This is a genomic window from Halomonas sp. ATBC28, from assembly GCF_005937175.1.
Classification (GTDB): domain Bacteria; phylum Pseudomonadota; class Gammaproteobacteria; order Pseudomonadales; family Halomonadaceae; genus Vreelandella; species Vreelandella titanicae.
Genome location: NZ_VCQL01000027.1, coordinates 1 through 12,582, shown reverse-complemented (window position 1 = coordinate 12,582; position 12,582 = coordinate 1). Strand labels below are relative to the sequence as shown.

Genomic DNA, 12,582 nt, shown 5'->3' with positions numbered 1-12,582 from the left:
TCAGTTTAGAAAAGCACTGATTAATCAAAATAATCGCCCTGACGTATTTTAGTGGCGATAAGTTCGGCAGCTTGATCCCAGCTATCACTTAATGCACGCACCAGGGCGGGATAGCCATCTTCTGCAAGAGGCGTTTCGGCATAGAAAGTTTCCATCTCTAACAGCTCGCCGGCATCGTTGAGCAATTGCCATTGGCCGCTAGCCACGGCGATACCATCAAAGCGGCCCTGGAATTGATCTACGTTCAGGCGCAGGGTGAGGGCGTTGGATTGATCACCTTCACCACGCATAACCCTAAGTGTTGGCAACGCTTTGGATAGATTGGCGCGCACTCTCCGCTCTAATTGCCTGCCTAAGCCTTCTGCCCACTGGTGTTCCCGAGCGGCATTCAGTGTAATGTCGTCTAGCTGCATCACAATGCCGTCGACATCCAGGTAGTGGGCTAGCCGTGGTGCGCTCACTATAAGCGTACCCTCGGGCTGGCGGGGTGTGCTAGCCAATGGGTCGCTTGGCAGCATATAGCGAGCGGGGGGCGTGACACTGCTGGCGCAGGCGGATAGCAACAAGCAGATCAGCAGCAGTGAATATCTCATCCATGTAAACATCGTTCGCTCCTTAATCACGTGGCGCACGCGGTATGGGGTCTTGAGCATCCAGATTATCAAACAACAGTGCTCTGGGATTGTCGTTTAGCGTGCGAGTCAAAGGCTGCAGGTCACGCATCAAGCGATCCAGTCGCTCAATGGCGGTTGTCAGCTCTTGATAGGCCGGCGATGACGGCGATAGCCCCTGTAGCGTACTGCGCAATTCCTCCAGGGTTGCGTTGAGGTTGCCGCCCACAGCCTGGGTTTCAGGATCATTGAGCAATTGATTAAGAGAGGCGCTCACGTCGCGAACCTCATTCAGCATGCTCTCAGAAGCTTGAAGGTTACTATCCAAACCGGTTAACAGCGGTTCAACCTCAAGGGCGTTTAGTTTCTCAAGTAGATCGGTTACCTGGGCCTGTATCTGAGCAAAGCCGCCTGCTACGGTGGGGAAGACATCTCGATCTGAGAAGCGCTCGGCGACATACTCATCGGCAAGGTCGCGGTGGAAGTTCAAGTCTACAAACAGAGCGCCCGTTAACAGGCTGCCACTTTTTAGCGAGGCGCGTAGTCCGAGGCCGAACATGCGTTGGAATCTCGCCTTCCACTCTTCCAGGTCAATATCGCTATTTTCGATCCCTAGGCGCTGAGGTTCGACTCTGATCAGTACGGGGATGGCAAAGCGTGCCCGTGAGTCGGGCTGCGGAGCGGTAAAGTTCCAGGGTACGGCGGCAACGGTGCCCATGCGTACCCCGCGAAACTCTACCGGTGCGCCTTTGGAGAGTCCGCGTACCGTTTCATCGACCAGCAGTACATACTCCAAATAACGATTAAAGGTTCCTTCCCGAGCGGCATCCTCATCAGCGTAGAGAGTGAACCGTGTGTTGGCTTCAACCGGCTGACCCATGGGCAGATCTTCGGGCACGCCGAAAGTAACGCCGCCACCCAGCAGCGCTTCCAATGACTCAACGTTAACCCGAACGCCGTCGGCGTCTAAGCGGAAATCGACACCACTAGAGGTCCAGAAGCGAGTGCTGTCGGTGACTAAGTCTGTATATGGCTCCTCAATAAATAGCTGATGTTGCATGGTGCGTGACTCAGGCTCGAAACTATTTTCTTCGATGCGTCCCACTGTGTAGCCCTGATAGGAGACCGGGTCACCGACGCGTAGTGAGTTACCTAACTGGCTCGTCAAGCTAAGACGCAGTCCCGCTTGGCCAGCGGGTGCAACAGGGGGGATATCGCTAACGGGGAATTCTCGCCGTGGTGCTTCCTCTGTGCCTGGCTCAAGCTGTATATAAGCGCCAGAGAGCACGGTACCCAACCCACTAATACCTTCACGGCCAATGCGCGGTTTAACCACCCAAAAGCGGGTATCTTCGCGCAGAAGGTCCTCCACTTCCGGCTGAATACGAGCGGTCAGCACTGCATGGGAAAGGTCGTCAGACAGGCGCACGCTTTGTACGCGGCCTACTTCAACATTACGGCTGCGAATCAGCGTATTGCCCGCCTCAATGCCTTCAGCACTCTCCATGGTCAGCGTCACCTGGGTTCCACGACTAGCGTAATTGTCGTAAACCAGCCATAACCCAATAGCAATCGCGACGATCGGTACCACCCAAATGGGCGATAACCTGGTCTGGCGCGATGTTTTAGCCTTATTTAGCTCCTGATCGTTAATCGGGTCAGTGTTTGACGATTCTGTTTCGTTAGCCATCAACAGGTTCCTTGGTGGCCGCTTTACGGCGAAGAAGAGGGTGACGATGTGGAAGAGGGGTATCCCAAATTAAGCGCGGGTCAAAGGTCATTGCTGCAAGCATGGTTAACACAACCACGGCGCCGAAGGCGAGCGACGCAGGGCCTGGCGTAATCGACATCAGGGAGCCTGCGCGAATCAGTGCCACTAAGATAGCCACCACGAAGACATCGACCATTGACCAGCGACCAATAAACTCTGTTAGACGATACAGCCGCGTGCGACTTTGAGCATTGAGCGCACTGCTACGTTTAACCACCAAACAAAGCCAAGTTAGCGCAACGAGTTTACCTACAGGTACGATAACACTGGCGATAAAGATAACCGCTGCGATCGGCCAGGAGCCCATCTGGATCAGTTGAACAACGCCACCAATAATCGTAGAAGGCGAGGAGTTGCCTAGGCTAGTAGTGGTCATAATGGGGTAGATATTGGCTGGAATATACATAATGGCAGAGGCGCCCAGCAGTGCCCAAGTACGTTGCAAGCTGTTAGGAAGACGCTGATGAAGCTTTTCATGGCAGCGAATGCAATGCCCACGGCCCTGGGGCGATAGGCGGTTAATCAGTCCGCAGGTTGGGCAGCCGGTCAGCCCTTGTTCACCAGCGGGTAGGCCTGTCCGGGTACCTTCGGGAGCCAGTGGTTCTCCCTCAAGCGAGAACCACATCCAATCGGCATCCAGGGACTGGCTTGTCATCAGCAACAGCAGCGCAAATGCACAAAACGCCCAGAAGGAGATACCTATTTCCACATCGGCCAGGCCCGCTATTTTTATCAGGCTCACCAAGGCGCCAATAATAAAGACATCGGCCATCATCCACGGCGTTAAATGCGCCAGTGAGCGTGCAATATCGCGACTAAAGGGCATGGGGCGATCGCGAAGTAGTCCAAATTGAAGCCAAAGAACGCCAAGCAAATACACGGCTGGCAGCACCACTATGGTCATAATAACGGCGATAGCCACCACGGGTTGGTGAAAGCCAATCAGTGTGGTGGCGGTCTGGGTCAGCTCGATGCGGTTGCTTACGCCGCTGACCGTAAAGCTAATAAACGGAAACGACACTGCCAGCATTAGTGCGACAAGCGAGGCGATGGCCAGGGCCATACTGCGCTGAGCGGGGTAGCGATGGCGCTTAACCAACACGTGTGAGCAGCGTGGGCAGCTTGCTTTCTCGCCAGAATTTAACGGCGGTAGCGCGGATACCCAGTCGCATTCGTGGCAGGCACGCAAACGCCGTCGCTGAGTTCTAACCTCAGGCGGCAAGCTGTCAACAATGGGGGCGTTGACGGGCAGTGGACGGCGCTTAATCAATTTTTGTGGGCGCAAAAACCAAAACTCTCAGTGCGAACCCCTAGCAAAACTACTAGGATGTGGCGGATTAAGCATGTCAAACACGCATTTTAGCAAGTCTATGTCACTGAAATAATGTTTAAAAACATAGTCTAGCCGCTTGACCAATGGGTTAGTTTAGACAACGATGCTGCGGCGCAATGGCGAACAGTTAGATTCGACCTGATTGGCCGCGTACTTCCGCGTCAGGTTTACGTGCTAGTGTCGCCATCATAGTGGCAGGCATTGCTAGCAATAGCATCTTACTGCCGTTGCAATGAAGTGTTGCTCAGAAGCACAACCTATAAACAGTACCGATCATTATGTCATGAAGGAAATGAAATGTTGCTTCCCACATTAGCCGTTGTAGTTGGATTGATCTTACTGGTTTGGAGCGCCGAGAAATTTATCGACGGTGCGGCGGCAACCTCTCGTTGGCTTGGTTTGTCACCCCTATTGATCGGTATGCTGGTGATTGGGTTTGGTACTTCGGCGCCGGAAATGATGGTGTCTGTGCTGGCGGCGATGGATGGAAACCCAGGTTTGGCGGTGGGGAATGCCTACGGCTCAAATATTGCCAATATCGGTTTAATTCTCGGCTTGGTAGCCCTTGTTGCACCACTGTCTGTGCACTCTAGCGTTATCCGTAAAGAGATGCCGATATTGATGCTGGTCATGTTAGCAACGGGCCTAATGCTGCTGGATGGATTCGTCGCGCGTTGGGAGGCCGTTGGTCTGTTGCTGGCATTGGTTGTCTTTATCGTTGTGAGCATTCTGCGTTCTCGCAATCAGTCCGACGATGCGCTGGTATCTGAGGTCGCTGAAACCCTGGATAGCAAGCCGATGTCTCGCGGTAAAGCCATCATGTGGACGCTGGTGGGGTTGGTGCTGCTTATCGCTAGTTCGCGGCTTCTGGTGTGGGGAGCCGTTGAAATTGCACTGCGCTTTGGTGTGAGCGATTTGATTATTGGTTTGACCGTAGTCGCCATCGGGACGTCGCTCCCTGAGCTTGCTTCCTCGATTACTGCCCTGCGTCGAAAAGAGCACGATATGGTGCTAGGCAACGTGGTTGGGTCTAACCTGTTTAATAGCTTGGCGGTGGTCGGCCTCGCCGGTGTCATTGCGCCGATTGAGGCGGGGCGAGAGGTGCTCGTGCGCGACTGGAGCGTGATGACCGGTATGACGCTGCTGATGATCCTGTTTGCGTTTTCTTGGCGTGGTCGCCCGCGGCGCATTAATCGCTTGGAGGGGGGGATTCTGCTGGCGCTGTTTGTCGCGTACACCAGCTATATGGTCAGCGTCGTTATTATGTCGCGATAGTGCCTACTTTGCCATACCGCACCGCAAGGGTAATTGGTGCGTCAATGCGACCCATCTTGGACATCCGGCTACTGTAATACAATGGCTGTCCAAGAGGGGCGCTAGTGACGGAAGCTAAGTTGCGTGAAGCAAAGTAACGCAGGGATAGTAGTGTAAAAAACTAGCGTAAAGAAATAAGCTTAGTGCTTATAACTAAAAGTGCACTGCCATAAAGGCTCAACTAAGCTTGTGTTAGCCCATTGATGGGATATCGATTCAGGTCTTAGGAGAGTGAAATGGAACTTGATCCGCTGGTTTTATCGCGATTGCAATTTGCATTCGTTGTGTCGTTTCACGCTATCTTCCCCGTATTTACGATTGGTCTAGCGTCTTATATTGCGCTGCTCCATGGTCTGTTCTTCACAACGAAGAACCCTGCATGGGATCGCCTCTCGCTATTCTGGACAAAGGTGTTTGCCGTTGTCTTTGGGATGGGGGTGGTGTCAGGCATCGTTATGTCATTCCAGTTTGGTACTAACTGGAGCAACTTTTCCCAGGCCTCTTCGAATTTCCTCGGCCCCATGCTCAGCTATGAAGTTGTCACCGCGTTCTTCTTAGAGGCAGCCTTCCTGGGCGTCCTGCTATTCGGCCGCGGTAAGGTGCCTCAAGGGGTTCATTTATTTGCTGCCATTATGGTGGCGGTGGGCACCTTTATTTCTTCTTTCTGGATTCTATCCGCTAACAGCTGGTTGCATACCCCTGCGGGCGTAGAGTTAGTTGACTTCCGCTTCCACGTGACCTCCTGGAGCGAGGCGATCTTTAATCCGTCGTTTCCTTACCGCTTTATGCATATGGCCGTTGCCTCATTCTTGACCGGTGGCTTCGTTGTCGCTGGGGTGAGTGCTTGGTTTCTGTTGCGCGATCGAGACCCGGAAGCGAATCGCCGAGCTCTCTCTATGTGCCTCTGGCTGCTGCTTTTTTTGGCACCGACTCAGGCCGTCATCGGCGATTTTCATGGCATAAACACCCTGGAGCACCAGCCGACTAAAGTGGCTGCCATGGAAGGGCACTGGGAAACCTCTGGCAATGTGCCGCTGCTGCTGTTTGCCATTCCTGATCAGGAAGCACAAACCAACCACTTTGAGCTGGCTATTCCGAACTTGGCCAGCATTATCTTGACTCACTCTGTTGATGGGGAGGTGCCGGGGATTAATGAAGCGGCGCCTGAAGAGCAGCCGCCAGTGCTGATCGTCTTCTGGGGCTTCCGAGTTATGGTAGGGATTGGTCTGCTAATGATTGCGGTGGCGCTGACGGGGCTGGTGTTGCGCCGCAAAGGGCGTATCTATGACAAACGTCTATTCTTAAAAGGCCTGACGGCAATGATTCCCATGCCGTTTGTGGCTGTTTTGGCGGGCTGGATCGTCACAGAGTCAGGCCGTTCTCCTTGGTTGGTGTACGGCATGATGACCCATGCCGAGGGCTTAACCCCGTCGCTCACCGGCCCTATGGCGCTGTTTACGCTGATTGGCTATGCCTTGGTCTACGGCGTGGTGTTTTACGCGGGCATTTATTACCTCACCCGTGTGGTGCGTAACGGCATGCTGCCGGAAGAGGAACGCGAAACCACCGACGAGAACTTCAAGCGCCCCATGCGGCCTATGTCGGCGGCGCATACACCTTTTGATGATGACGTTGACCCGGTGAGGAGCTAGACATGGAAATGTTTGATCTAACGTTAGTTTGGGCCTTCATCATCGGTTTCGGCATCATGATGTATGTGCTTATGGATGGGTTTGATTTGGGGTTGGGTATTCTCTACCCCTTTGCTCCCGATGAAGATGCTCGGGATGTGATGATGAATTCGGTGGCGCCAATTTGGGACGGCAATGAAACATGGCTAGTGCTCGGCGGGGCTGGGCTATTAGGCGCTTTCCCACTGGTCTACTCGGTGTTCTTGCCTGCGCTTTACATCGGCGTTTTCTTAATGTTAGCAGGCTTGATCTTCCGTGGCGTAGCCTTTGAGTTTCGCTTTAAATCTCGCCGTAACCGCCGCTGGTGGAACCGCGCTTTTTGCTGGGGGTCGGCGGTTGCCGCCTTTGCGCAAGGTGCCGTGGTAGGAGCCTATATCCAGGGTTTTCCGGTTGAAGATTTTGCCTATGTGGGCGGTGCCTTTGACTGGCTAACGCCTTTCTCGGTACTAACGGGGCTTGGCTTGATGGCAGGCTACGCGCTGTTAGGAGCAACTTGGCTAATACTGAAATCAGAGGGGCATGTGCAGGATTGGGCCTATAAAATCACTCCACTGCTGCTGGCACTGGTGCTGTTTGTTTTTGCGGTGATTAGCCTCTGGACGCCGTTTGTGAATCCTTTGGTCTGGGAGCGCTGGTTCGGCAATATTCAACTGATTTGGGTTTTCCCATTTGCTGCCTTGGCTTGCGCTTTTGTGGTTTTCCGTTCGGTGCAAAAACGGCGTGAAGGGGTGCCTTTCCTGGCCACTATCGGCATTTATGTCTTCACCTATTTAGGCCTGATCGTCAGTAAATGGCCGGTGATCGTGCCGCCGGATTATACGCTGTGGGATGCGGCTTCTTCGCCGGAGTCACAGCTGTTCCTGCTGGTAGGTATGGTATTCGTTATCCCGATTATATTGACCTATACCGCCTGGACCTATTGGGTGTTCCGCGGCAAGGTACGTGTAGGCGAGGGATACCACTGATTCATGGTAACTGAAGACACGCTTTCTCTTACGCCGCGCAGTTGGCTGCAAGCGTTGGCTAAGGGAGAGCGTAAACGCCTGCTTGGTTCAGCGCTTTGTGGCGTGTTGGCAGGTAGTCAAACGATAGTCGTGGTGGTTGGGCTTGCGTGGCTTATTGATCAGCTAGTGGTGCATCATCGATCACCCATTTCTCTATTACCGATATTTTCCCTTCTGGTGGGCAGTGTGCTGTTACGCGCTGCCTTTCAGTGGGGGCATGAAACATTAAGCCTGGAGGCGAGCCTGCGAATTCGACAGCGTGCAAGAGCTCAGCTGTTGGATAAACTTTCCGCTCTAGGCCCGGTTTGGCTAACCAGCGAGCACAGCGGTTCCCTGGCTAACCAAGTGGTCGAGCATATCGATGCGCTGGAAGGCTATTTCGCGCGTTTTTATCCCCAGTTACGGATTACGCTTTGCTTGCCGCTGTTGATACTGGTGGTGGCGGGTTGGCTAGATTACTTGGTGGCTGTTTTTCTGCTCCTTTCTGCTCCGTTAATTCCGCTGTTTATGGCATTAGTCGGCATGGGGGCTGAGCGCCTTAATCGCGACCAGTTCGTTGCGGTATCGCGATTGTCAGCGCATTTTATTGACCGTGTGCGCGGTATGACCACACTGCAGCTTTTTGGCCGTACGTCAGCCGCACAGCAGGATGTTTGGTATGCCACGGATGGTTATCGACGTCTTAGCATGCGTACCCTTCGGTTGGCTTTTCTCTCATCGGCAGTGCTGGAGTTTTTTTCCTCGGTCGCGATTGCGGTTGTGGCTATGTATGTCGGTTTCGGCCTGCTGGGCTACATCGAGTACGGGCCGGCAGCATCGTTGACGCTTTTTTCGGGCTTAGCGGTGTTACTGCTCGCGCCTGAATTTTTCCAACCGCTGCGCACGCTTTCTCAGCATTACCATGATCGCGCGGCGGCACTCGGTGCCGCCGAGAGCGTGGTGAATATCCTCAATCAGCCAAGTTTGGTGAGTGGGCATCACTATATGGCTCCGCGGTCAGATAGGTCGGCCATTGAGTTAAAGGCTGCTTGCGTTGCTTATCCTAGCCGTGGGCAAGTGATAGGCCCTATCGATCTCACCATTCAGCAGGGTGAGGTAGTGGTGCTTAGCGGTGTCTCCGGTAGCGGCAAGTCAACGCTGTTAGCGCTGCTCGCGGGCTTTATCGCCCCAAGCGCTGGCAAGTACCTTCGACAAGAAAGTAGCCGCTATGCCTGGCTGGATCAGCAGCCCTGTCTCTTGCACGGCAGTTTGATCGATAACCTACGGTTGGCGGCGCCCGAAGCTTCCCGTGGAGAAATGCTTGCCGCACTCCATCGCGCTGGTTTTGGGCCTCTGTTAACTCAGCTACCCGAGGGTCTGGATACGTTAATCGGCGAGCGTGGGGTAGGGTTATCGGGTGGCCAAGCTCAACGCCTTGCCCTCGCGCGAGTGTATCTTAGCAATGCGCCGTTGGTGCTGTTAGATGAGCCGACGGCGAGTTTAGATCAAGAGACAGAGCAGTTCGTGATGGCTGCTTTGCTTGAGCTTGCCCAAGAGGGGCGCACCCTGGTCATAGCGACCCACCATCCGGCCGTGATCGCCGCCGCTCAACGCCATCTGGCTTTTGAACAGGGTGAACTGGTAGAGGTGGACTCATGATGGCTATTTACCGTGACTTCCGCCCTTGGCTGCTGCTCTTAGTGCGCCGCCGCAGGCGCTTTTTGGTGGGCGCCTTGCTGGTTTGGGTCACCCTGATGGCCGGGCTTGCGCTGCTGGGGTTGTCGGGTTGGTTTATTACCGCTAGTGCTTTGACCGGTATCGCTTTAGCGCTGGGTATTCCTGCGCGGCTCGATGTTTATGTTCCCGGTGGTGGCATTCGTTTCTTCGCCTTGGCGCGCACTATCGCGCGCTATGTTGAGCGTCTGTATAACCATAATACGGTGTTAACGCTGCTTGCCGACTTGCGTTATCGGGTATTCGGCCATTTAACACGCTTCGACGACGCTCGCTTGCAGGGTGAGCGTGCCAGCGACTGGCTGAGCCGTTTAACGGCTGATATCGACACCCTGGATAATTTTTATCTGCGACTCTTGGTGCCACCATTGGTGGCGCTGCTTGGTGTATTGGCTGTGTCGCTTTTTGTGGCTATTTGGTTACCCAGCATTGCCGTGCTGATGGCGGTGACGCTGGGCTTGCTCTGGCTGGTAGCGACCTTGTTAGCGGCTGCCTGGGGATTTTCGCAAAGCTATCAGCAGGTGGTTGACCAGCAGTCGTTGCGCCGCCTAGTGGTCGACCAAGTACAGGCCTCGGCTGAGTTGATGAGCTATCAAACGACCCAGTGGCACCGGACGATGATCGCGACTCAAGAGCAGCAAGCGTTCGGCAATCAGCGCCGCTTGGGGCGTAAAGCGGCGCTAATAAACTGCCTGGTGAGTGTCATAAGCGGATTAATGGTAGTGGCAGTTATGTGGTTCGCTAGCCTGGTATTTAGCCAGCAGCTGGTCACGGGCCCTGTTTTGGTGATGGTTGCATTGATAGTGCTGGGGGTGAATGAGGCGTTTATCGCACTACCTGCTAGCTTTATCAAGCTGGGCGCTAGCTATGCAGCGGTGCGTCGGTTAAATGCGCTAACCAGCGATTCATCGTCGGCTGCCCCTGTTGTTACGCTACCTGAAGATGTTGATCTCAGCGTTCAGGTTAATCAGCTCTCTCTGCGCTATGCGCAAACATTAGAGCCCGCGCTAAGGTGTATTAATTTTCAACTACCCGCTGGAAAGCGAGCGGTGATTACCGGCAATTCTGGTGCCGGAAAATCGTCTTTAGCCAGTGTGTTGATGGGACGCTTACAAGCAACTCAGGGTGAGGCGATGGTGGGTGGCGTGCCAGTGTGGCAGCTCTCGGTCGAAAGCCGTGCTAATCACTTTGCTATGCTCACTCAGCAGGTGGATCTGTTTGATGCCTCTATTGCTGAGAACCTGCGTATTGCCAACCCCACCGCAAGCGATGAAAACCTCTGGGAGGTATTGAAGGCCGTTGCCTTGGATGGTTGGGTTGAGCAACTGCCGAAAGGCTTAGCCACGTCGGTGGGCGAAAAAGGCCAGCAGCTATCGGGTGGTCAAGGTCGGCGTTTGGCATTAGCACGGCTAATGCTTTGCAGTCCTCAAGTGGTGATTCTTGACGAGCCATTTGCAGGCGTTGATGCGGTGACGGCAAACCACCTTGCGGCTTCCCTGGATCAATGGCTGCTTAATCGAACGGTTATATTCTTTGTCCATCAAGTTGGTTCACTGAACCCATTGCCTGGGGTCGAGTACCACTGGCATTTAGATGCCGGTAGACTTAGCCAGTTCGCACTTAAAGAATCGGTAATGAGCGATATTGATTAATTGATAAGAGATAGCCAGGAGCCCTCCATGCACGAATTTTTACGCAATCTTCCTAAAGTAGAGCTCCATTTGCATATCGAAGGCTCGCTGGAACCAGAGTTAATGTTTGCGCTAGCTCAGCGCAATGGAGTTGAACTGCCCTATACGACAGTTCAAGAAGCCAAAGATGCTTATCACTTCAATGATCTGCAGGGGTTCCTGAATCTCTATTTTCAGGGCATGAGTGTGCTGCGTAACGAGGAAGATTTTTACGACCTGGCGATGGATTATTTCAAGCGCGCGCGGGAGGAGGGTGTTGTGCATATCGACATGCACTTTGACCCCCAGGCGCACCTACAGCGTGGTGTGCCGCTTGAAGTGGTAATGGCTGGGCTATTAAAAGCTAAGCAGGAAGCAGAGGATAACCTCGACCTCTCTATCGGCATGATTATGGCTTTTCTCCGCGACCGTCCCGCAGAGGAGGCGTTGCATGTACTTGAGCAAGCCGCTCCCTATTGGAAAATGCTAGATGCTATCGGTCTGGATAGTGCTGAGCACAATAATCCACCGGTAAAATTTGTTGAGGTGTTTAAGCGCGCTAAGCAGCTTGGGCTTGTGCGCGTGGCTCATGCCGGGGAGGAAGGCCCCGCAGACTATATTAAAGAAGCCCTGGATATCCTTGATGTTCAGCGCATTGATCACGGGGTGCGCTGTTTAGAAAGTGATGTGCTAGTTGAGCGTTTGCGCAGTGAACAGATTGTTCTAACGGTTTGCCCACTTTCAAACGTCAGCTTAAAGGTAGTAGAGGATTTGCGTGATCATCCGCTGCCCAAGCTTTTGGCTGAAGGGCTCAAAGTAACCATTAGTTCGGATGACCCCGCCTATTTTGGTGGCGGTATGTTGACCAATCACATTGCTTGCGCCGATGCGTTTGACTGGGATGAGGCGGTTTTTCGTCAGATAACCCGCAACGCCATTGAGGAAGCCTTTACTAGCCCAGGCCGACGCGAAGAACTTCTCGCTCGTTTAGCTGGGGTATAGCATTACAGCGCCTAGTCACACAGACTAGGCGCTGTTTTAATCAGATGCAGTGCTAGGTTTTTACTCATAAATATTCAAATCGCTGTTGACCCTGGCGGTGAATCGGGTAGTATACGCACACGTCAACGGGGCACGGCCTCATCGACTAGCTCTTTAACAATTTGATCAGGTAATTCATGTGGGCGCTTGCTGACGTTGGTGACAAATCACCAAATATCAAGGCAAGCGACTCAAGCAATAAGGTTTTAAAGGATTCGTCCTTTGATATCTGTTTTGAATGAATTCGTTTGAACCTTGAGCCAAGTTTGATCCGCTTTTGTTGCCCTCGGGTGACATGTAAGGATCACATAGATCTTAAACTGAAGAGTTTGATCATGGCTCAGATTGAACGCTGGCGGCAGGCCTAACACATGCAAGTCGAGCGGTAACAGGGGTAGCTTGCTACCCGCTGACGAGCGGCGGACGGGTGAGTA

Annotated in this window: 9 protein-coding genes and 1 rRNA gene; 7 read left to right on the top strand and 3 right to left on the bottom strand. The window is 53.4% G+C overall.

Annotation, left to right across the window (positions count from 1 at the left end; genetic code table 11):
• Nucleotides 1-20: 20 nt before the first annotated feature.
• From E0L35_RS22480 to E0L35_RS22470, 3 genes are read right to left on the bottom strand one after another with little or no spacing between them, the layout of a single operon-like run.
• Complete coding sequence (locus E0L35_RS22480) at nt 21-605, bottom strand: ABC-type transport auxiliary lipoprotein family protein (protein WP_022523273.1); 585 nt, start codon at nt 603-605, stop codon at nt 21-23.
• A gap of 10 nt (nt 606-615) precedes the next feature.
• Nucleotides 616-2,301, bottom strand: coding sequence for an intermembrane transport protein PqiB (pqiB, locus tag E0L35_RS22475; RefSeq protein ID WP_022523274.1), 1,686 nt, complete (start codon nt 2,299-2,301; stop codon nt 616-618).
• On the bottom strand, nt 2,294-3,667 hold the full coding sequence (locus E0L35_RS22470) for a paraquat-inducible protein A (protein WP_249362177.1): 1,374 nt from the start codon (nt 3,665-3,667) through the stop codon (nt 2,294-2,296). The genes pqiB and E0L35_RS22470 overlap by 8 nt, the downstream gene beginning before the upstream one ends.
• Before the next feature lie 345 nt (nt 3,668-4,012).
• Between E0L35_RS22470 and E0L35_RS22465 the strand changes: the two genes are divergently transcribed.
• From E0L35_RS22465 to E0L35_RS22435, 7 genes are all read left to right on the top strand, one after another.
• Entirely contained in the window at nt 4,013-4,990 is a 978-nt protein-coding gene (locus E0L35_RS22465) for a calcium/sodium antiporter (protein ID WP_138801482.1), read from the top strand.
• Nucleotides 4,991-5,265: 275 nt separating this feature from the next.
• Entirely contained in the window at nt 5,266-6,681 is a 1,416-nt protein-coding gene (locus tag E0L35_RS22460; RefSeq protein WP_009286908.1) for a cytochrome ubiquinol oxidase subunit I, read from the top strand.
• A 2-nt stretch (nt 6,682-6,683) separates the two neighbouring features.
• Nucleotides 6,684-7,685 carry a cytochrome d ubiquinol oxidase subunit II gene (cydB, locus tag E0L35_RS22455; protein WP_009286907.1) on the top strand — a complete coding sequence of 334 codons (1,002 nt, stop codon included), beginning with the start codon at nt 6,684-6,686 and terminating at the stop codon, nt 7,683-7,685.
• A gap of 3 nt (nt 7,686-7,688) precedes the next feature.
• Nucleotides 7,689-9,362: a thiol reductant ABC exporter subunit CydD gene (cydD, locus tag E0L35_RS22450; protein ID WP_138801481.1), complete on the top strand. Its 1,674-nt coding sequence runs from the start codon at nt 7,689-7,691 to the stop codon at nt 9,360-9,362.
• Nucleotides 9,359-11,089: a thiol reductant ABC exporter subunit CydC gene (gene cydC / locus E0L35_RS22445; protein WP_009286905.1), complete on the top strand. Its 1,731-nt coding sequence runs from the start codon at nt 9,359-9,361 to the stop codon at nt 11,087-11,089. The genes cydD and cydC overlap by 4 nt, the downstream gene beginning before the upstream one ends.
• Before the next feature lie 27 nt (nt 11,090-11,116).
• A complete protein-coding gene (locus tag E0L35_RS22440; RefSeq protein ID WP_138801480.1) occupies nt 11,117-12,109 on the top strand; it encodes an adenosine deaminase in 993 nt (330 codons plus the stop codon).
• A 356-nt stretch (nt 12,110-12,465) separates the two neighbouring features.
• Nucleotides 12,466-12,582 (top strand): 16S ribosomal RNA (locus E0L35_RS22435); the annotation flags it as partial.

Bases quoted from the DNA above. Each gene is read 5' to 3' on its own strand.
- E0L35_RS22480 (WP_022523273.1), bottom strand. From the start codon at position 605: ATGTTTACATGGATGAGATATTCACTGCTGCTGATCTGCTTGTTGCTA.
- pqiB (WP_022523274.1), bottom strand. From the start codon at position 2,301: ATGGCTAACGAAACAGAATCGTCAAACACTGACCCGATTAACGATCAG.
- E0L35_RS22465 (WP_138801482.1), top strand. From the start codon at position 4,013: ATGTTGCTTCCCACATTAGCCGTTGTAGTTGGATTGATCTTACTGGTT.
- E0L35_RS22460 (WP_009286908.1), top strand. From the start codon at position 5,266: ATGGAACTTGATCCGCTGGTTTTATCGCGATTGCAATTTGCATTCGTT.
- cydB (WP_009286907.1), top strand. From the start codon at position 6,684: ATGGAAATGTTTGATCTAACGTTAGTTTGGGCCTTCATCATCGGTTTC.
- cydD (WP_138801481.1), top strand. From the start codon at position 7,689: ATGGTAACTGAAGACACGCTTTCTCTTACGCCGCGCAGTTGGCTGCAA.
- cydC (WP_009286905.1), top strand. From the start codon at position 9,359: ATGATGGCTATTTACCGTGACTTCCGCCCTTGGCTGCTGCTCTTAGTG.
- E0L35_RS22440 (WP_138801480.1), top strand. From the start codon at position 11,117: ATGCACGAATTTTTACGCAATCTTCCTAAAGTAGAGCTCCATTTGCAT.